The organism is Kitasatospora sp. NBC_01560 (assembly GCF_045208415.1).
Taxonomy (GTDB): domain Bacteria; phylum Actinomycetota; class Actinomycetes; order Streptomycetales; family Streptomycetaceae; genus Kitasatospora.
Genome location: NZ_CP109364.1, coordinates 7,270,979 through 7,292,970 on the forward strand (window position 1 = coordinate 7,270,979; position 21,992 = coordinate 7,292,970).

At 73.7% G+C, this 21,992-nt stretch carries 4 protein-coding genes; all 4 read right to left on the minus strand.

Going from position 1 to position 21,992, the window contains the following annotated elements; all coding sequences use genetic code 11:
- Positions 1-93: 93 nt before the first annotated feature.
- The 4 genes from OH807_RS31595 to OH807_RS31610 all read right to left on the minus strand — a co-directional run bounded on the left by OH807_RS31595 (position 94) and on the right by OH807_RS31610 (position 21,989).
- Complete coding sequence (locus OH807_RS31595; protein WP_406205779.1) at positions 94-1,536, minus strand: FAD-dependent monooxygenase; 1,443 nt, start codon at positions 1,534-1,536, stop codon at positions 94-96.
- A gap of 106 nt (positions 1,537-1,642) precedes the next feature.
- Complete coding sequence (locus tag OH807_RS31600; RefSeq protein WP_406205781.1) at positions 1,643-4,870, minus strand: type I polyketide synthase; 3,228 nt, start codon at positions 4,868-4,870, stop codon at positions 1,643-1,645.
- Complete coding sequence (locus OH807_RS31605) at positions 4,867-16,530, minus strand: SDR family NAD(P)-dependent oxidoreductase (protein WP_406205784.1); 11,664 nt, start codon at positions 16,528-16,530, stop codon at positions 4,867-4,869. The genes OH807_RS31600 and OH807_RS31605 overlap by 4 nt, the downstream gene beginning before the upstream one ends.
- A gap of 32 nt (positions 16,531-16,562) precedes the next feature.
- Entirely contained in the window at positions 16,563-21,989 is a 5,427-nt protein-coding gene (locus OH807_RS31610) for a type I polyketide synthase (protein ID WP_406205786.1), read from the minus strand.
- Between the last annotated feature and the right edge of the window lie 3 nt (positions 21,990-21,992).

A 21,992-nucleotide genomic window follows, 5' to 3' on the forward strand; every position in this document is an offset into this window, starting at 1 on the left:
TGGTGCGGGCCGCTAAAGCCCTCCCAAAAGCCCGACGGGCGGCCCCCCGGCATCCCGTGCCCGGGGGACCGCCCGTCGTCGGCCGTCGGTGGCTCAGCCCGCGGCCGGCGCCCCGAACCACCCGGTGAGCGCCGCCGTCAGACCGTCCTGCTCGTCACCGACCCAGGCCACGTACCCGTCCGGACGCACCAGCAGCGCCGGCACGTCCAGCCCCTCGGCCGGCTCCGCCCGCACCACGTCGACCCGGGACTCCCAGCCCGACACGTCGCCGAACTCCTTGCCCGTCAGGTCGAACAGCACACCGCGACCGTGCCCCAGCGCCGCCCCGGTGGACGTCTCGCCGTCGGCCGTGCGGAGCGCCAGGTGCCCAAGGCGGCGGCCCACCAGCGGGTCGTCGTCCTCCCCGGCGAACGGGTAGCGCACGTCCGTCGCCCACGTCACCAGCCGCCGGTTCACCTCCTCGACCGTCACCAGCTCGGTGAACACCTCGCGCAGCGCGTTCACCTTCTCCAGCGGGTGGATCAGCGCCAGCTGCGCCTCGGCCCCCTGGCAGGCCCGGCGCCCGGCCGGGTGCCGCTCCGCGTGGTAGCCGTCCAGCAGCCCCTCCGGCGCCCAGCCGTTCACCTCGGCGGCCAGCCGCCACGCCAGGTTCACCGCGTCGCCGAGCCCGGTGTTCAGACCGTGGCTCGCCGTCGGCACGTAGTGGTGCGCGGCCTCGCCCGCCAGGAACACCCGCCCCTCGCGGTAGCGGTCGGCGAGCTGGGTGGTGCCCGTGTAGCGGCGCATCCAGATCGGCTCGCCCACCTGCTTGCGCTGACCGGTCAGCCGCTCGATGTTGCCGGTCAGCTCCTCGACCGTGACCGGCTCCGACGCCGGCGGCCCGTCCTGGTCGAACTCCAGCGTCTGCAACCGCCAGTAGCCGCGCTCCGAGCGCTCGGGCAGCGCGCCGAACACCCCGCCCGGGCGTACCCCGGCGTCGAACTCGCCGTCGTAGGAGGCGAAGTCGCCCAGGATGCCGTACCAGGACTTGCCGGAGCGGCTCACCTCGATGCCGGCGAGGCTCCGGACGGTGCTGTCCACCCCGTCCGCGCCCACCAGGTAGGCGCCGCGCAGCTCGTACGCCGCGCCGTCCGGCCCCTCGACCCGCACCGTCACCCCGGACTCGTCCTGGTCGAAGCCGGTGACGCGGTGGCCGCGGCGCAGGTCGGCACCCAGCGCGGCCGACCGCTCCTCCAACAGCCGCTCCACACCGGTCTGCGCCACCAGCAGGTTGTACTCCTCGGGCAGCCGGGTGAGGTCGAGCCAGACCATCCCGAAGTGCACGGCCGGCCAGCGCGGCGCCTCGCCGAGCGCGTCCATCAGGCCCCGCTCGGTGAACACGTCCACCAGCCGGGAGTGGAAGGTGCCCACGCGCTCGTCCTCGTAGTGGTCCGGCCGGGCCTCCAGGACGACGGACGGCACGCCCTGCCGACCGAGTTCGAACGCCAGCATCAGGCCGACCGGGCCGCCGCCCGCGATGATGATCGGGTCACTCATTGGTTGCTGCTCCTTGTGTGCTGATGGCAGGTGGCGTGCGGGTTCACGGTTGCGGGGCGCTGCGTCGGCGTCGGCGTCGGTTTCGGCGTCGGCTTCGGCGTCGGCTTCACAGCGAGGTGCGGAGGTGCCCGGCGAGTTCGCCCGGCGTCGGGTGGTCGTAGATGGCGACGGGGTCCAGCTCCAGGCCGTCCTCCCGCAGCCGGGTCGCCAGCTCCATCGCGGTGAAGGAGGAGAGCCCCAGCTCCAGGAACTCCAGCAGCGGGTCGATGTCCTCCGCCGAGTCCAGGCCGAGCACCTGGGCGGTGTGGCGCCGCACGGCCTCCAGGAGGCCCCGGTCGATCTCCTCCGCGGACGCGCCGGCCAGCCGCTCGCGCAGCGAGGACACGGCGGGGCCGTCGTCCCCGGAGTCGTCCGGTCCGCCGTCCGGCCCCGGGTCGTCCGCAGCCGGGGCCATGACGGTGTTGAGCCAGCCCGACAGTGCGGGGAGCACCGTGGACATCGCCTTGCGCTGCTCGGTGTCCAGCGTCAGCAACTCCGCGAGGGCCTCCTCGTCCCCCTGCGTGACCGCCTCCCACAGTGCGCCGTCGGCAGCCGCGGCGACGCTCGCGGTGCGGGGCTCCAGCCAGTAGGTGCGGTGCTGGAAGGGGTAGGTGGGGAGGGGGGTGTGGGCGCCGGGGGTGCCCTGGGTGCTGTGGGTGGGCCAGGTGGTGGGGTGGCCGTGGGTGTGGGCGGTGGCGAGGGCGGTGAGGGCGGTCTGTGTCTCGGGGCGGTTCGGTACGAGGACGGCGGCCGTGGCGGTGTCGGGGTGGGTGGTGCGGGTGGGGGTGGTGAGGGTGGCGTCGGGGCCGAGTTCGAGGTAGGTGGTGACGCCGTTGCTGCCGAGGGTGGTGAGGGCGTCGTGGAAGCGGACGGTGTGGCGGAGTTGCTTGACCCAGTACGCGGGGTCGGTGAGGTCGTTGCCGATCTCGCCGGTGAGGGTGGAGACGACCGGAATCCTCGCCGGGTGGTAGGTCAACGATGCGGCGACGGTCAGGAATTCGTCGAGGACCGGGTCCATGTGGGGGGAGTGGAAGGCGTGGTGGGTGTTGAGGACCTTGGCCTTGTGCCCCTGCGCCTTCCAGGACTCGGCGAGTGCGTGGACGGCGTCGGTGTCGCCGGCGATGACGACGGCGTCGGCGGAGTTGACGGCCGCGATGACCACGCCGTCGCTCAGCTGGGGCAGGATGTCCGCCTCGGTGCCCTGGAGCGTCGCCATGGCGCCCTCGCCGGTGCTGTGCATGAGCCGGGCCCGGGCGGTGACGAGCGTCGCGGCGTCCGCGAGCGACAGCACCCCGGCGCAGTGGGCGGCGGCGATCTCACCGATGGAGTGTCCGGCGAGGTAGTCGGGGGCGAGGCCGTGGCTCTCCAGGAGCCGGAACAGTGCGGTTTCCAGGGCGAACAGGGCCGGCTGCGTGTGCAGGGTGGTGTCGAGCAACCCGTCCGGGTTGGTCGCGATGATCCGGCGGAGCTCGGGGTCGAAGTGGCTCAGTGCTTCGTCGTACGCAGCGGCGAAGACCGGGAACGTGCTGTACAGCTCCTCGCCCATGCCGACGCGTTGTGATCCCTGTCCGGTGAACAGGTAGGCGAGCTTCCCGGGGTGACCGGCATGGCCGGTGACCGCGCCGGTGTGGCTGGTGCCCTCGGCGAGTGCGCGGAGGGCCTCGGCCCGGTCGCCGGGCAGGATGACCGCCCGGTCGTCGAGGAGTGAGCGGCCGGCCGTGAGGGCGTGGGCGATGTCGGTGTCGGCGGTGTCCGGGTGGTCGGTGAGCCAGTCGAGGAGTCTGCGGGCCTGGTCACGGAGGGCGGGCCCGGACTTTGCCGACAGCGGCCAGACGACGGGCAGTTCAGGTGCCTCGACGGGTTCCTCGGAAGCAGCCTCCTCGGCCGCGGGTGGCTCCTCCAGGATGACGTGCGCGTTGGTGCCGCTGATGCCGAAGGACGACACACCTGCCCGGCGCGGGCGCCCCTCGTCGGTCTCCCACGGCCGGGCCTCGGTGAGCAGTTCGACGGCGCCGGCCGTCCAGTCGACGTGCGGGGTGGGCTCGTTGACGTGCAGGGTCTTCGGGAGCTCGCGGTGCTGCATCGCCATGACCATCTTGATGATGCCGGCGACGCCGGCCGCGGCCTGGGCGTGCCCGATGTTGGACTTCAACGAGCCGAGTCGGAGCGGCCGTTCGGCCGGGCGGTCCTGTCCGTAGGTGGCGAGCAGCGCCTGCGCCTCGATCGGGTCACCCAGCGTGGTCCCGGTGCCGTGCGCCTCCACCACGTCCACGTCGGACGGTCGGAGGCGGGCGTCGGCGAGGGCCTGACGGATCAGGCGTTCCTGGGACGGGCCGTTGGGGGCGGTGAGGCCGTTGCTGGCACCGTCCTGGTTGACGGCCGAGCCGCGGACGACGGCGAGCACCCGGTGCCCGTTGCGGCGCGCGTCCGAGAGCCGCTCGACGAGCAGCAGGCCCACGCCCTCCGCCCAGCCGGCGCCGTCGGCATCGGCGGAGAAGGACTTGCAGCGGCCGTCCGGGGACTGGCCGCGCTGCCGGCTGAACTCGATGAAGATGCCGGGCGTCGCCATGACGGTCACGCCGCCGGCGAGCGCGAGGTCGCATTCGCCGTTGCGCAGCGCCTGGACGGCGAGGTGCAGGGCGACCAGCGAGGACGAGCAGGCGGTGTCGACGGTGACGGCGGGGCCCTCGAAGCCGAAGGTGTAGGAGACCCGGCCCGAGGCCACGCTGCCCGCACTGCCGTTGCCGACCAGCCCCTCGTAGCCGTGCGGTGCCGGGTGCAGCCGGGCCCCGTAGTCGTCGTACATCACGCCCGCGTAGACCCCGGTCCGGCTGCCGCGCAGTGCGGCCGGGACGATGCCCGCGTGTTCGAACGCCTCCCAGGCGGTCTCCAGCAGCAGCCGCTGCTGCGGGTCGGTGGCGAGCGCCTCGCGCGGCGACATCCCGAAGAAGCGGGCGTCGAACTCGGCCGCCTCGTGGAGGAATCCGCCCTGGTCGGTGACCGAGGTGCCGAGGTGGTCCGGGTCGGGGTCGTGGAGGTCGGCCGGCCAGCCGCGGCCGGCGGGGAAGCCGCCGACCGCGTCCTCCCCGTTCGCGACCAGCCGCCAGAGGTCCTCGGGCGAGCGCACTCCGCCGGGGAACCGGCAGGCCATGCCGACGACGGCGACCGGCTCGCCGAGGCCGGACTCCAGCTCCAGGATCCTGGTCCGGGCCTTGTGGAGGTCGGCCGTGACCCACTTGAGGTACTCGACCAGCTTCTCTTCCCTGGTCCCCGTCGTTCCGGCGGCGGTACTCATGACTGCATGCTCCGTCCGAGCTCGTTGTCGATGAACGCGAGAACCTCGTCGGCGCTGGCGTCCTGGATGCGTTCGGCCACCGACTCCTCGGCCGCGGGGCCGGCGCGGTGTTCACCGGTCCACTGCGCCAGCACCGTCTGCAGCCGGACGGTGATCTCCTTGTCGCGCTGCTCGTCGGGCGTCAGACCGGCCAACGCCGCCTCCAGCCGGTCGAGTTCGGCGATCACCGGCGACTGCTGCGGCTCGGCCGGCAGCAGCCCGGCGAGCAGGAACCGGGTGATCGCCCGTGGGGTGGGGTGGTCGAAGACCAGGGTGGCGGGGAGCTTGCGGCCGAAGGCGGCGGCGAGCCGGTTGCGCAGCTCGACGGCGGCCAGCGAGTCGAAGCCCAGCTCCTTGAACTTGCGCTCCGCCGGCACCGAGTCGGCCGAACCGCCGCCCAGTACGGTCGCCACCTGGAGGCGTACCACCTCGCCGAGCGCCGTCTCCCGCTCGGCCTCCGGCAGTGCGGCCAGCCGCTGCAGGAGGGCCGCCGCGCCGCCCGCGTCCGCCTGGCGCCGACCGGGCACCCGGACGAGGCCGCGCAGCAGCGGCGGCACGACCCCGGTCCGCAGAGCGGCGTGGTCGAAGCGGGTGGCCGCGACCGCGGCGCGGTCCTGGCGCAGTGCGGCGTCCAGCAGTGCCAGGCCCTCGGCCGCGCCGATCGGGATCAGGCCGCCGCGCGCCATCCGGGCGATGTCGGCCTCGTCGAGCGCGGCCGTCATCGCGCTCGCCCGCTCCCAGCGCCCCCAGGCGATCGACACGGCCGGGCGGCCGAGCGCGTGGCGGTGGGCGGCGAGGGCGTCGAGGAAGACGTTGGCCGCCGCGTAGTTGGCCTGGCCGGCGCTGCCGAGCACACCGGCGATCGAGGAGAACAGGACGAAGTGGGCCGGCTCGTGGGCGGCGGTGAGTTCGTGCAGCAGCCAGGCCGAGTCGGCCTTGGCCCGCAGCACCGGCTCGATCCGCTCCGGGGTGAGGCCGGACAGCACGCCGTCGTCGAGCACGCCGGCCGCGTGGAACACGGCGGTCAGCGGGTGCTCGGCGGGGATCGCGGCCAGCAGCCCGGTGAGCGCGGCCCGGTCGGCGACGTCGCAGGCCGTCAGCGTCACCTCGGCGCCCAACGCGGCCAGCCGTTCGACCAGTTCGGCGGAGCCTTCGGCGCGCATCCCGCTCCGGCTGGTCAGGACGAGCCGCCGGGCGCCGTGCTCGGTCACCAGGTGCTCGGCGACCAGCCGGCCCAGGGTGCCCGTCGCACCCGTGATCAGCACGGTGCCCGCGCTCATCGGCGCGACGGTCCGGGTGCCCGGTGCGAGCCGGGCCATTCGCTGCACGTACGTCACGCCGTCGCGCACCGCCACGCGGGTCTCCGCGCCGGAGAGCAGCGCGGGGACGCACGCCGCCGGGTCGCCGTCCACGTCCGCCAGGGCGAAGCGGTCCGGGTTCTCGGCGAGGGCGCTGCCGACCAGGCCCCACAGCGGGGCGGTGGCCAGCGCCGCCAGCGGCTCGCCCGGGCGGACGGCGACGGCGCCGCTGGTCACCACGGCCAGCCGGGAGTCGGCGAAGCGGGCGTCGGTGAGCCACGCCTGAAGGACGGCGAGGGTGTCGGCCAGCACCTCGCGCACGGCGGCGGGGGTGTCGGCGGGGGTGTCGGCGGAGGGGCCGCCTGGAGTGCGGACCGGCAGCAGGACCAGTGCGGGGGCCGGGCCGCTCGCCGCCAGCGCGTCCAGGTCGGGGTGCTCGTCGGTGCCCAGCACCGCCCAGCCGCCCCGGTCGTCGGTCGCCCCCCGGGCGGACGGGTCCGCGACCCAGTCGGCGGAGAACAGCGGGTCCTCGCCGGTGGTGCGCAGCGCGGCCAACTGCTCCTCGCTGATCCGCCGGGTGCTCAGCGCATCGACCGTGGCGACCGGAGCACCGGTGGCGTCGGTCAACGTGATCGTCACGGCGTCCGGGTCGTCCGCCCCGGCCGGGGCGATCCGCACCCGCGCCGCCGTGGCGCCGGTCGCATGGAGCCGCACGCCGGACCAGGCGAACGGCAGCCGCACCCCGTCCGACTCCCGGGCCAGCCCCATGGCGTGCAGGGCGGCGTCCAGCAGGGCCGGGTGCACGCCGAACCCTTCGACCGCGGTATCAGCGGGCAACGCGACCTCGGCATAACGGAGTTCACCGTCGCTCCAGGCGGCCGTCAGCCCCTGGAAGACCGGCCCGTACTCGTACCCCGAGGCGGCCAGCCCCGCGTAGACGCCACCCAGGTCCAGCGGCTCCGCGCCGACGGGCGGCCAGGCGCTCGCCGCCTCGGCAGGCGGAGCGGTCTCGCCCACCGCGAGGAAGCCGGTGGCGTTGCGGACCCAACCCCCGGTGGCGTCGGCCCCGGACGCGGCGGAGTGCACCCCGACCGGCCGGCGTCCCTGCTCGTCGGGCGCTCCCACGATCACCTGGATCCGCACGGCGCCCGCCTCGGGCACCACCAGCGGTGCTTCCAGGGTCAGTTCCTCGACGCTGTCGCAGCCGGCCGCGTCCGCCGTGTGCAGCACCAGGTCCACCAGGGCCGCGCCCGGCACGATCACCGTGCCGAGTACCGCGTGGTCCGCGAGCCAGGGGTGGTCGGTGGTGGAGAGGCGGCCGGTGGCGAGGAGTCCGCCGTCGGCGGCGAGGGTGACGGTGGCTCGGAGGAGGGGGTGGTTGGTGTGGTGGAGGCCGAGGGTGGTGGGGTCGCCGGTGTTGGTGGGGGTGTCGATCCAGTAGGTGTGGTGTTGGAAGGGGTAGGTGGGGAGGGTGGGGTGGTTGCCTGTGGTGCGGCTGTTGGTGGTGGGGGTGAGGCCGTGGGTGTGGGTGTGGGCGAGGGCGTGGGGGAAGTGGTGGCCGTGGTGGCGGCGGAGGGTGGGGTGGATGGTGGTGGGTTGGTTGTCGAGGGTTTGGTGGATGGTGGGGAGGAGGACGGGGTGGGGGCTGATTTCGATGTAGTGGCGGTAGCCGTCGGTGTGGAGTTGGGTGAGGGTTTGGTGGAGTTGTACGGGGTTGCGGAGGTTGTTGTACCAGTAGTGGGGGTCGAGTTGGGTGGTGTTGAGGGGGGTGGCGGTGACGGTGGAGTAGAAGGTGGTGTCGGCGTTTTGGGGGGTGATGTCTCGTAGGGCGTGGAGGAGTTGGTGTTGGAGGGGTTCGACGTGGGGGCAGTGGCTGGCGTAGGTGACGGGGATTTTGCGGGCGTCGGTGCCTTGGTTTTGGAGGGTGGTGATGAGGGTGTCGATGGCGTGGGGGGTGCCGCTGATGATGGTGGTGGTGGGTGAGTTGTGGGCGGCGATGTGGAGGTCGTTGTTGAGGTGTTCCTCCAGGGCGTTGGGGGGGAGGGGGATGGAGGCCATGGCGCCGGTGTTGGTGAGTTGGGTGAGTGCTTGGGCGCGGAGGATGACGGTTTTGGCGGCGTCGTGGAGGGTGAGGGCGCCGGCGGTGTGGGCGGCGGCTATTTCGCCTTGGGAGTGGCCGATGACGGCGTGGGGGGTGATGCCGTGGTGTTTCCAGAGTTGGGCGAGGCCGGTCATGACGGCGAAGAGGGCGGGTTGGACGATGTCGACGCGTTCGAGGAGTTGGGGGTTGGGGTGGGTGAGGAGGTCGGTGAGGTTCCAGTCGGTGGTGTAGGGGGCGAAGGCTTCGGTGCAGGCGGTGATGTGTTGGGCGAAGACGGGGTTGGTGGCGAGGAGGTGTTGTCCCATGGCGGGCCATTGGGAGCCCTGGCCGGGGAAGACGAACACGGTTTTGCCGGTGATGCCGGTGGTGCCGGTGACGAGGTCGGGGTGCGGCTGACCGTCGGCGAGCGCCGCCAGGGCGTCCAGGCCGGTGGTGCGGTCGACCGGGACGACGGCGGCCCGGTGGTCGAACCCGGCCCGTCGGTGCAGGGCCGTCGCGATCACCCGGTCCGTACTGTCGGGGTGTTCGGTGATCCAGGTGTGCAGTCGGCGGGCCTGGTCGCGCAGGGCGTCCTCGGTCTTCGCCGACAGCGGCCAGAACACCGGCCCGTCCGCGTCCTCCTCGATCACCTCCGCCTCGACGCTCGGCGCCTCCTCCAGGATCACGTGCGCGTTGGTGCCGCTGATGCCGAAGGACGACACGCCTGCTCGGCGCCGTCGTTCGCCGTCCGCCTCCCACGGCCGGGCCTCCGTCAACAACTCGACGGCGCCGGCCTCCCAGTCCACGTGCGGGGTGGGCTCGTCGACGTGCAGTGTCCGCGGCAGCTGCCCGTTCTGCATCGCCATGACCATCTTGATGATGCCGCCGACGCCGGCCGCGGCCTGCGTGTGGCCGAGGTTGGACTTCAACGAGCCGAGCAGCAGCGGCCGTTCGGCCGGGCGGTCCTGCCCGTAGGTGGCCAGCAGCGCCTGGGCCTCGATCGGGTCGCCGAGTGGTGTGCCGGTGCCGTGCGCCTCCACCGCGTCCACGTCGGCGGCGTCGAGCCGGGCGTTGGCGAGGGCCGCGCGGATGACGCGCTGCTGGGAGGGGCCGTTGGGCGCGGTGAGGCCGTTGCTGGCGCCGTCCTGGTTGATCGCCGTGCCACGGACCAGGCCGAGGACGCGATGGCCGTTGCGCTGGGCGTCGGAGAGCCGCTCCAGCAGTAGGAGGCCGACGCCCTCGCCCCAGCCGGTGCCGTCGGCGGAGGCCGCGAAGGCCTTGCAGCGGCCGTCGGGTGACAGCCCGCGCTGCCGGCTGAACTCCGTGAACATCGAGGGCGCCGACATGACGGTGATGCCGCCCGCCAGTGCCATGGAGCACTCGTCCCGGCGCAGCGCCTGGGCGGCCAGGTGCAGGGCGACCAGCGAGGACGAGCACGCCGTGTCCACCGTCACCGCCGGGCCCTCGAAGCCGTAGGTGTACGAGAGCCGTCCGGCCGCCACACTGGTTGTGTTGCCGGTGCCGACGTACCCCTCGAAGCCCTCCGGGATGCGCGGCAGCCGGGCCATGTAGTCCTGTGCGATGACGCCCGCGAACACCCCGGTCGCTGATCCGCGCAGCTCCGCCGGGTCGATGCCGGCGTGCTCCAGCGTCTCCCAGGAGGTCTCCAGCAGCAGCCGCTGCTGCGGGTCCATCGCTGCCGCCTCACGCGGAGAGATCCCGAAGAACCCGGCGTCGAACCCGCCGACGTCGGCGAGGAACCCGCCGGTCCGCGCGTACGAGAAGCCCGGCTTGCCCGGCTCCGGGTCGTAGATCGCCTCGACGTCCCAGCCGCGGTCGGCGGGGAAGCCGCTGATGGCGTCCCGGCCCTCGGCGACCAGCCGCCACAGGTCTTCGGCGGAGCCGACCCCGCCCGGGTAGCGGCAGGCCATGCCGACGATGGCGATCGGCTCCGCGTCGGCGTCGGCGGCGGAGCCGCGCACGGCGGCCCGGGCCGTCGGCGACGCGGTGGAGCTCCCGGCCCCGGCCCCGGCCTCGCCGAGCAGGCGCTCGCCGAGGTAGCCGGCCAGGGCGCCCGGGGTCGGGTAGTCGAAGATCAGCGTCGCGGGCAGCCGCAGACCGGTGGCGGAGTTCAGGCGGTTGCGCAGCTCCACCGCGGTCAGCGAGTCGAACCCGAGCTGCTGGAACTCCTGGCCGGTGCCGACCGCGTCCGCGCCGGTGTGTCCCAGCACGGTCGCCACCTCGCCACGCACCAGGTCGAGCAGGAGCGCGGCGCGCTCGGCGTCGCCCCGCCCGGCCAGCCGCTGGGCCAGCGAGGACGGGCTCGCCGCACGGCCGGCGGCCTGCCGGACCGGCCGCCGGACGAGGTCGCGCAGCACGGCGGGCAGCAGGCTGCCGCCGTCCAGCGCCGACCGGTCCAGCTTGGCGGGCACGACGGCGGGCAGGGCGCCGGCCACCGACGCGTCGTACAGCGCGAGGTTCTGCTCGTCGGTGAGCGGCAGCAGGGCGCCGCGCTTGCCGAGCCGGCGCTGCCGGTCCTCGTCCAGCGTGCCGACCATGCCGGCCGTCGGCGCCCACAGGCCCCACGCCAGCGAGGTGGCCGGCAGGCCGAGCGCCGCGCGGTGCTGGGCGAGGGCGTCCAGGAAGGCGTTGCCCGCCGCGTACGCGCCCTGGCCGGGGTTGCCGACGGTGCCCGCGATCGAGGAGAACAGCACGAATGCCGCCAGGTCGCGGTCGGCGGTCAGTTCGTGCAGCCACTGGGCGCCGTCCACCTTGGGCCGCAGGACGGCCGCGAGACGGTCCTCGCCGTACGACTCCAGCGTCCCGTCGTCCAGGACGCCCGAGGTGTGCACCACGGTCGTCAGGCCCGGCAGGCCGGCCAGCAGGTCGGCCACCGCCCGGCGGTCGGTGACGTCGCAGGCCAGCACCCGTACCCGCGCACCCGCCCCGCCCAGCTCGGCGACCAGCGCGGCGGCGCCCTCGGCCGCGAGGCCGCGGCGGCTGGTCAGCACCACGTCCCGGGCGCCGTGCACCGTCACCACGTGCCGGGCCAGCAGCCGGCCGATCCCGCCGGTGCCGCCGGTGATCAGCACCGTGCCCTCCGGCTCGGGCGCGTGCGGCACGGTGAGCACCACCTTGCCGATGTGCTTCGCCTGGCTCAGGTGCCGGAACGCCTCCGGCGCGCGCCGGATGTCCCAGCACGTCACCGGCAGCGGACGCAGCACCCTGGCCACGAACAGCTCGCGCAGCGCGGCGAGCATCTCCTGGATCCGGTCGAAGCCCGCGTCCATCATGTCGAACGCCAGGTAGTCGACGCCCGGGTGCTGCCCGGCCACCGTGGCCGCGTCCCGGATGTCGGTCTTGCCCATCTCCAGGAATCGCCCGCCGCGCGGCAGCAGCCGGAGCGAGGCGTCCACGAACTCCCGGGCCAGCGAGTCGAGCACCACGTCCACGCCCTCGCCGCCGGTCGCGTCGAGGAAGTGCTGCTCGAAGTCCAGCGTGCGGGAGGACGCCAGGTGCGCGTCGTCCAGGCCCGCCGCGCGGACCGCCGCCCACTTGCCGGGGCTGGCCGTGCCGAACACCTCCACCCCCAGGTGCGCGGCGAGCTGGAGTGTGGCCATGCCGACACCGCCGGCCGCCGAGTGGACGAGCAGGCGCTGCCCCGGCTGCATCCCGGAGAGGTCGTGCAGCGCGTAGTAGGCGGTGAGGAAGACGATCGGCGCGGCCGCCGCCTCGGCAAAGCTCCAGCCGTCCGGGACGTGCGTGACGAGTCGCTGGTCGGTGACCGCGACCGGCCCCGCCCCGCCGTCCAGCAGACCCATCACCCGGTCGCCCGGCGCCAGCCCGGCCACCCCGGGGCCGACCTCCAGCACCACGCCCGCGCCCTCGCTGCCGATCAGCGCGTCACCCGGGTACATGCCCAGACCGATCAGCACGTCACGGAAGTTCAGGCCGGCGGCGCGCAGCGCGAGCCGGATCTGTCCCGGCTTCAGCGGCGCCTCCGCGTCCGGGTGCGGGACGAGCGCGAGATTGGCCAGCGTGCCCTTCTCCGTCACGTCCAGCCGCCACGAGGTCTCCCCGGCCGGCGGCGTGAACGCGGTCGCGCCGGTCTCGCGGGCGAGCCGCGGCACCCACGCGGTGCCCTCGCGCAGCGCGAGCTGCGGCTCCCCGGTGGCCAGCGCGGCGGCCAGTGCCTCCGCGGAGGCCGGCGCCCCGTCGGAGTCCAGCAGCACGAACCGGTCCGGGTGCTCCGCCTGCGCGGCCCGCACCAGACCCCACACGGGTGCCGACCACGGGTCGGTCACCGCCTCGCCCGGGCGGGCGGCGACGGCGCCGGTCGTGACCAGCACCAGCCGGGAGTCGGCGGCGCGCTCGTCCGCCGACCAGCGGCGCACCAGCTCCAGCGCCCGGGCGGCCGCGGCGTGCGCCCGGGCGGCACCGGCGAGGCCGTCCACCCGTACGTCGACCAGCAGTGCCGACGGCAGCTCCGGGCCGTCCGCCGCCAGGGCGGCCTCCAGGGTGGCTGCCAGGTCGTCGGTGCGGGCCGGCGTCGCGGTGGCGGCGGCGAGGCCGTCGACCGCGTCGGACGGCAGGGGGAGGGAGGTCCAGCCGAGCGTGAACAGCGCGTCCTGCTCGGCCGGCCGCGCCCGCAACGACTCCGCCGCCACCGTCCGCAGCACCAGCGCCCCGACCGACACCACCGGCGAACCGGCCGGATCCGTGATCTCCAGCGCCACCGCACCGGAGGCGGCGGGCGTGATCCGGACCCGCACGGTGGACGCGTCCGTGGCGTGCAGCGCCACGTCCGTCCACGAGAACGGCAGGCTGATCGGCCCGGACTCGCCCAGCGCCGCCTGCTCCAGCGCGCCGAAGGTGAGCGGGTGCAGGGCGGCGTCCAGCAGCGCGGGGTGCACGCCGAAGCGGTGGCGGCCGGTGCCGCTGCCGCTGGTGCTCCCGCCGGCGGCGGGGAGGGTGACCTCGCCGAACAGTTCCCCGCCTGCCTCCCAGGCCGCGGTGAGGCCCTGGAACACCGGGCCGTAGCCGAGGCCCAGGCCGGTCAGCCGCTCGTAGAAGCCGTCCAGGTCCACCACCCGCGCGCCGGCCGGCGGCCACGCCGCGTCGGCTGCCGGAGGCGGTTCCGGCGCGGTCCGGGCGAGCGTGCCCTCCGCGTGCCGCGTCCACGGCGCTTCGTCGGCGTCGCCGGGCCGTGAGTGGACCCACACCGGCCGACGGCCGTCGTCGCCGGGCGCGCCCACCGTGACCTGAAGCTGCACCGCGCCCTGCTCGGGCACGACGAACGGCGCGGCGAGCGTCAGCTCCTCGACCAGTGCACAGCCGACGTGGTCACCGGCGAACAGCGCCATCTCGGCCATACCCGTGCCCGGCACCAGGACCGTCCCGTGCACGGCGTGGTCCGTCAGCCAGGGGTGGGTGCGCAGGGAGATGCGGCCGGAGAAGACCACACCGTCACCCTCCGCCAGCGGCACCGCCGCCGACAGGAGCGGGTGAGCGATGGGCAGTTGGCCGAGCTGGCTCGGGTCGCCGTGGGACGAGCTGGTGTCGATCCAGTAGGTGCGGTGCTGGAAGGGGTAGGTGGGGAGGGGTGCGGGGGTGCTGTGGGTGCTGTGGGTGGGCCAGGTGGTGGGGTGGCCGTGGGTGTGGGCGGTGGTGAGGGCGGTGAGGGTGGTGTGTGTTTCGGGGTGTTTGGGGGTGAGGGTGGCTGTTGCGGTGGCTTCGGGGTGGGTGGTGCGGGTGAGGGTGGTGAGGGTGGCGTCGGGGCCGAGTTCGAGGTAGGTGGTGACGCCGTTGCTGCCGAGGGTGGTGAGGGCGTCGTGGAAGCGGACGGTGTGGCGGAGTTGCTTGACCCAGTACGCGGGGTCGGTGAGGTCGTTGCCGATCTCGCCGGTCAGGGTGGAGATGATCGGGATGGTCGGCGCCTGGTAGGTCAACGATGCGGCGACGGACAGGAATTCGTCGAGGACCGGGTCCATGTGCGGGGAGTGGAAGGCGTGGCGGGTGTTGAGGATCTTGGCCTTGTGTCCCTGTTCCTTCCACGTGGCGGCGAGTGCGTGGACGGCCTGGGTGTCGCCGGCGATGACGACGGCGTCGGCGGAGTTGACGGCGGCGACGACCACGCCGTCGCTCAGCTGGGGCAGGATGTCCGCCTCGGTGCCCTGGAGGGTGGCCATGGCACCTTCGCCGGTGCTGTGCATGAGGCGGGCGCGGGCGGTGACGAGGGTGGCGGCGTCGGCGAGGGAGAGGATGCCGGCGCAGTGGGCGGCGGCGATTTCGCCGATGGAGTGTCCGGTGAGGTAGTCGGGGGCGAGGCCGTGGCTCTCCAGGAGCCGGAACAGTGCGGTTTCCAGGGCGAACAGGGCGGGCTGGGTGTGGAGGGTGGTGTCGAGCAGGCCGTCGGGGTTGGTCGCGATGATCCGGCGGAGCTCGGGGTCGAAGTGGCTCAGTGCTTCGTCGTATGCGGCGGCGAAGACGGGGAACGTTGCGTACAACTCCTGACCCATGCCGACGCGTTGTGATCCCTGTCCGGTGAACAGGTAGGCGAGCCTGCCGCCCGCCGAGGCGGTGCCGGTGACCGCGCCGGTGTGGCTGGTGCCCTCGGCGAGTGCCCGCAGTGCTTCGGCGCGGTCGCCGGGCAGGATGACGGCGCGGTGGTCGAAGAGCGAGCGGCCGGCGGTGAGTGTGTGGGCGATGTCGGCGTCGGCGGTGTCCGGGTGCTCGGTGAGCCAGTCCAGCAGTTGCCGGGCCTGGTCGCGGAGCGCGTCCTCGGACTTCGCGGACAGCGGCCACAGCACCGGGAGTTCGGATTCCTGCCGGGCCTCGGCGGTCTCCTCGGCCGCGGGCGGCTCCTCCAGGATGACGTGCGCGTTGGTGCCGCTGATCCCGAACGACGAGACGCCGGCGCGGCGCGGGCGCCCCTCCGTCGGCTCCCACGGGCGGTTCTCGGTGAGCAGTGAGACCGCGCCGGAGGACCAGTCCACCTTCGGCGTGGGCTCGTCGACGTGCAGGGTCTTCGGCAGCTCGCCGTTCTGCATCGCCATGACCATCTTGATCACGCCGGCGACCCCCGCGGCCGCCTGCGTGTGGCCGACGTTGGACTTCACCGCACCGAGCCAGAGCGGCTGTTCGGCCGTCGGACGGTCCTGCCCGTACGTGGCGAGCAGCGCCTGTGCCTCGATCGGGTCGCCGAGCGAGGTGCCGGTGCCGTGCGCCTCCGCCGCGTCGACGTCCCGGGCGGCGAGACGGGCGTCGGCAAGGGCGGCGCGGATGACGCGCTGCTGCGCGGGACCGTTGGGAGCGGTGAGGCCGTTGCTGGCACCGTCCTGGTTGACGGCCGAGCCGCGGACGACCGCCAGCACCTGGTGGCCGTTGCGGCGGGCGTCGGAGAGCCGCTCGACCAGCAGCAGGCCCGCGCCCTCGGAGAAGTTGGTGCCGTCGGCGTCGGCGGCGAACGCCTTGCAGCGGCCGTCGGGCGCGAGACCGCGCTGCCGGCTGAACTCGACGAACGGCGCCGGCGTGGCCATCACCGTCGCACCGCCGGCCAGGGCGAGGTCGCAGTCGCCCTTGCGCAGCGCCAGCACCGCCAGGTGCAGCGCGACCAGCGAGGACGAGCAGGCGGTGTCGACGGTGACCGCCGGACCCTCCAGTCCGAGGGTGTAGGCGATCCGGCCGGAGGCCACGCTGCTGGTCGTGCCCGTGAGGAGGTAGCCCCCCAGGCCCTCGACACCGTCGAAGGCGTGGGGCACGTACTCCTGGTGGATGACGCCCGCGAACACGCCCGTCCGGCTGCCGTGGGCGGAGGCCGGGTCGAGACCGGCGTGCTCGAAGGCCTCCCAGGCCAGCTCCAGCAGCACCCGCTGCTGCGGGTCCATGGCCAGCGCCTCGCGCGGCGAGATCCCGAAGAACTCGGCGTCGAAGCCGCTCGCCTCGTGAAGGAACCCGCTCTCGGAGGCGTAGGAGGTGCCGGGGCGTTCCGGGTCCGGGTCGAAGAGGGCGTCGAGGTCCCAGCCGCGGTCGGTGGGGAAGGAGGAGACCGCGTCACCGCCCCCGGCGACCAACTGCCAGAGCCGGTCGGGCCGGTCGGCCCCGCCGGCGTAGCGGCAGCTCATGCCGACGATGGCGACGGGTTCGTGGATCCGGTCCTCGGCCTCGCGCAACTGCCGGTTGGCCTGGCGCAGATCGGCCGTCGCCCGCTTCAGGTAGTCGCGAAGCTTCTGCTCGTTCCCCATGGTGATGTGTGCTCCTCGGTGTCAGTGGGGGCTCAGGCCGTGCCGAGTTCTTCGTCCAGGACGCTGAACAGTTCGTCGTCGGTGACGGTTTCGAAGTCGTCGTCGGGGTCGTGGTCGCCGTCCGCCGAGGCGGTGTTCCAACGACGGACCAGTTCCTGGAGCCGGGAGGCGATCAGCGAACCGCTGTCGCGCTCGGGTCGGGTGGCGTCCAACGCAGACGCGAGGCGGTCGAGTTCGGCCAGCAGTGCGGACTGTGCGTGTTCGGGCGAGGGTGCGAGCTCCTGCCGCAGGTGGCGGGAGAGGGCGACCGGCGAGGGGTAGTCGAAGACCAGCGTCATCGGCAACTGCCGTCCGGTGGCGCCCTGGAGGCGGTTGCGCAGCTCCACCGCCGTCAGCGAGTCGAAGCCCAGCTCCCGGAAGGCCCGGTCGGGTTCGATGCGTCCGGCGGAGGCGTGGCCCAGCACCGTCGCTGCCTGGGCGCGCACCAGCTCCAGCAGGACGGTGTCCTGCTCGGCCTCGGTGGCACCGGTCAGCCGCCGGATCAGCTCCGAAGTGTTCACGGCCGTGGCCGCGTTGGCCCGGCGGCGAGCCGCCGAGGCCGGCACCAGGGCACGCAGCAGGTGCGGCAGCGCACCGCGCTCCGCCTGGGCGCGCAGCCCCGCACGGTTCACCCCGGCCGCCACCACGAGGCCGGACGCACCGAGTGCGGCGTCGAACAGGGCGAGGCCCTGCTCGTCCTCCAGCGGCGTCACCCCGCCCCGCGCCAGGCGGGCCACGTCGGCCTCGCTCAGGTGCCCCGTCATGCCGCTGCTCCGCGCCCACAGGCCCCAGGCGACCGACGTGCCGGGCAGGCCGTGCGCCCGGCGGCGCTGTGCCACTGCGTCGAGCAGCGCGTTGGCCGCCGCGTAGTTGCCCTGGCCGGGCGAGCCCAGCACGCCGGCGGTCGACGAGAAGAGGACGAAGGCGGCGGGTGCGGCCTCCCGGGTCAGTTCGTCGAGCAGCAGTGCCGCGTCCGCCTTCGGGCGGAGGACCGTCTCGAACTGCTCGGCGGTGAGCGAGCCGACCAGGCCGTCGTCCAGCGCGCCGGCCGCGTGCACGACCGCGACCAGCGGCCGATCCGCGGGCACGCCCGCCAGCAGCTTCTCCAGCGCGGCGCGGTCGGCCGTGTCACAGGCGACGGCGGTCACCGTGGCACCCAGCGCGGTGAGTTCGGCGCACAGCTCGGCCGCGCCGGGCGCGTCGGGGCCGCGGCGGCTGGTCAGCAGCAGGTGCCGCACGCCGTGCACCTCGACCAGCCGCCGTGCGACCAGGCTGCCCAACAGACCGGTGCCGCCGGTGATCAGCGCGGTGCCTTCGGGGTCCAGCAGGCGGGTGGGGCCCGCGTCCCCGGCGGCCTCGCCCGCGGGCTGCGGAGCCTGCGGTGCCGGCAGCGGGACCAGGCGGGGCGCGTACAACCGTCCGTCGCGAACGGCGAGTTGCGGTTCGTCGGAGGCAAGTGCGGCGACCAGTGCCGGTTCGGCGGCGGGGTCGTCGTCGAGGTCGATCAGCGTGAACCGCTCGGGGTTCTCGGTCTGCGCCGTCCGCAGCAGACCCCAGACCGAGGCCTGGCCCAGCTCGGGCACGTCCGCGTCGGCCGTCGTGGCGACGGCGCCCCGGGTGACCACGACGAGCCGCCCCGGACGGTCCTCCGCGAGTCGCTCCTGTACGGCCTTGAGCACCGGGTGCAGCGTGTCGCGCACCTCCAGGCCGGCCGGTACGTGGAAGACCTCGGTGTCGGCCGGCAGCCCGGCGGCGAGGGTGGTGGCATTGGTGTAGGCGGGGGTCGCGAGGGCGACCCACTCCAGGCCGAGCAGACCGTCACCGGCCCCGGCGCGCACCTGCCCGTACGTCGCGGGGTCGACCGGCCGGAAGGTCACCGCGCCCACCGTGAGAACCGGCGCACCCGTCGGGTCGGTGGCGGTCAGCGCGAACGCGTCAGAGCCCAGCGGTGCCAGCCGCACCCGCAGTTCGGTCGCCCCGGTGGCGTGCAGCGTCACGTCCTCCCAGGCCAGCGCCAGCCGGGGCGAGCGCTCCCCGGGTCCGGCAGCCGGAGCCGCGAGATGCAGAGCCGCCTGGAGCAGCAGAGGATGGATGCCGTACCCCTCGTCGTCCGTGCCGTCGGGCAGGGCGACCTCGGCGAACAGGCCGTCCGGCTGCCGCCAGGCGTGGCGCAGCGCGCGTGAGGCGTCGTGCACCTCGAAGCCGGCCGAGGCCAGCCGCTCGTACAGCTCCTCCGGGTCGACCGGCTCCGCGCCGGCCGGCGGCCAGGGAGCCGCGTCCGCGCCGTCGCCGTCCGGCACTTCGTCGTCCAGCACGCCGGTTGCGTGCCTGGTCCACGGTGCGTCGTCACCCGTCCGGGAGTGCAGCTCCAGCGTGCGCCGCCCGTCCGCGTCGGGCGCGCCCACGGCCACCTGGACCTGCGCGGCCTGCCCGGTGGGCATCGGCGCCTCCACGGTCAGCTCCGCGATGTGGCCGCTGGCGACCGAATCGCCTGCGGCAAAGGCCAGTTCGAGCAGCGCGGCGGCGGGCAGGACCGGTGCCCCGCCGATGTTCTGCTCGACGAGCCAGGGGTGGTCGGTGGTGGAGAGGCGGCCGGTGCCGAGAAGCCCGTTCTCCGAAGCGGTGTTGAGGGTGGCTCGGAGGAGGGGGTGGTTGGTGTGGTGGAGGCCGAGGGTGGTGGGGTCGCCGGTGTTGGTGGGGGTGTCGATCCAGTAGGTGTGGTGTTGGAAGGGGTAGGTGGGGAGGGTGGGGTGGTTGCCTGTGGTGCGGCTGTTGGTGGTGGGGGTGAGGCCGTGGGTGTGGGTGTGGGCGAGGGCGTGGGGGAAGTGGTGGCCGTGGTGGCGGCGGAGGGTGGGGTGGATGGTGGTGGGTTGGTTGTCGAGGGTTTGGTGGATGGTGGGGAGGAGGACGGGGTGGGGGCTGATTTCGATGTAGTGGCGGTAGCCGTCGGTGTGGAGTTGGGTGAGGGTTTGGTGGAGTTGTACGGGGTTGCGGAGGTTGTTGTACCAGTAGTGGGCGTCGAGTTGGGTGGTGTTGAGGGGGGTGGCGGTGACGGTGGAGTAGAAGGCGGTGGTGCTGGTGTGGGGCTGGATGTCGTGGAGTGCGTTGGTGATTGTTTCTTGGAGGGGTTCGACGTGGGGGCAGTGGCTGGCGTAGGTGACGGGGATTTTGCGGGCGTCGATGCCGGTGTTCTGGAGGGTGGTGATGAGGGTGTCGATGGCGTGGGGGGTGCCGCTGATGATGGTGGTGGTGGGTGAGTTGTGGGCGGCGATGTGGAGGTCGTTGTTGAGGTGTTCCTCCAGGGCGTTGGGGGGGAGGGGGATGGAGGCCATGGCGCCGGTGTTGGTGAGTTGGGTGAGTGCTTGGGCGCGGAGGATGACGGTTTTGGCGGCGTCGTGGAGGGTGAGGGCGCCGGCGGTGTGGGCGGCGGCTATTTCGCCTTGGGAGTGGCCGATGACGGCGTGGGGGGTGATGCCGTGGTGTTTCCAGAGTTGGGCGAGGCCGGTCATGACGGCGAAGAGGGCGGGTTGGACGATGTCGACGCGTTCGAGGAGTTGGGGGTTGGGGTGGGTGAGGAGGTCGGTGAGGTTCCAGTCGGTGGTGTAGGGGGCGAAGGCTTCGGTGCAGGCGGTGATGTGTTGGGCGAAGACGGGGTTGGTGGCGAGGAGGTGTTGTCCCATGGCGGGCCATTGGGAGCCCTGGCCGGGGAAGACGAACACGGTTTTGCCGTGGATGCCGGTGGTGCCGGTGACGAGGTCGGGGTGCGGCTGGCCGTCGGCGAGTGCCGCGAGGGCGTCGGTGTTGAACACGGTGGCCCGGTGGGGGAATTCGGGTTTGCGGGTGAGGGCTGCGGCGATGTCGCGTTCGTCGGTGTCGGGGTGTTCGGTGATCCAGGTGTGCAGTCGGCGGGCCTGGTCGCGTAGGGCGTCCTCGGTCTTCGCGGACAGTGGCCACATCACGGGCAGGTCCGACGCAGGCCCGTCGTCGACCACCTCCGCCTCGGCGGTCGGCGCTTCGACGGTCGGCGCTTCCTCCAGGATGATGTGCGCGTTCGTCCCGCTGATGCCGAACGAGGAGACGGCGGCACGCCGCGGGCGCCCGTCCGCGGTCTCCCAGGGGCGGTTCTCGCGGAGCAGCTCGACGGCGCCGGCCTCCCAGTCGACCTGGTGCGTGGGTTCGTCGACGTGCAGGGTCTTCGGCAGTTCGCGGTGCTGCATCGACATGACCATCTTGATGATTCCGCCGACGCCGGCCGCGGCCTGCGTGTGCCCGATGTTCGACTTCAACGAGCCGAGCAGCAGCGGCCGTTCGGCCGGCCGGGCCTGGCCGTAGGTGGCCAGCAGGGCCTGGGCCTCGATCGGGTCGCCGAGCGGCGTGCCGGTGCCGTGCGCCTCGACCGCGTCCACGTCGGCGGCGTCGAGCCGGGCGTTGGCGAGGGCGGCGCGGATGACGCGCTGCTGGGCCGGACCGTTGGGCGCGGTGAGCTGGCTGCTGGCGCCGTCCTGGTTGACGGCCGTGCCACGGACCACGCCGAGGATCGGGTGCCCGTTGCGCTGGGCGTCGGAGAGCCGCTCCAGCAGTAGGAGGCCGACGCCCTCGCCCCAGCCGGTGCCGTCGGCGGAGGCCGCGAAGGCCTTGCAGCGGCCGTCGGGTGACAGCCCGCGCTGCCGGCTGAACTCCGTGAAGAGGCCCGGCGTCGCGATGACCGTGGCGCCACCGGCCAGGGCCAGTGAGCATTCGCCGTTGCGCAGCGCCTGGGCGGCGAGGTGCAGGGCGACCAGCGAGGACGAACAGGCCGTGTCGATGGTGACGGCGGGGCCCTCGAACCCGAAGGTGTAGGAGATCCGGCCGGACGCGACACTGCCGGCGCTGCCGGTGCCGACGTACCCCTCGAACTCCTCCGGCGCCTTCGGGAGCAACAGGCGGGCGCCGTAGTCGTTGTACATGACGCCCGCGAACACGCCGGTCCGGCTGCCGCGGAGCGCCGCCGGGTCGATGCCGGCCCGCTCGACGGCCTCCCAGGCGGTTTCGAGCAGCATGCGCTGCTGCGGGTCGATCGCCAGGGCCTCGCGCGGCGAGATGCCGAAGAACTCCGGGTCGAACTCGGCAGCCTCGTAGAGGAATCCGCCCGTTCGCGCGTACGTCGTGCCGGCGTGGTCGGGGTCCGGGTCGTAGAGGCCGTCGACGTCCCAGCCGCGGTCCTCGGGGAAGCCGCCGATCGCGTCCCGGCCCTCGGCGACCAACTGCCAGAGTGCCTCGGGGGAGTTGGCCCCGCCCGGGTAGCGGCAGGCCATGCCGACGATCGCGATCGGCTCGCGGGAGGCGGCGGTGATCTGCCGGTTCTCCTGGCGCAGCCGCTCGGTCTCCATGAGCGAGGCCCGGAGTGCCTCGACGACTTGTTCGGTGGAGGTGGTGGTCATCGC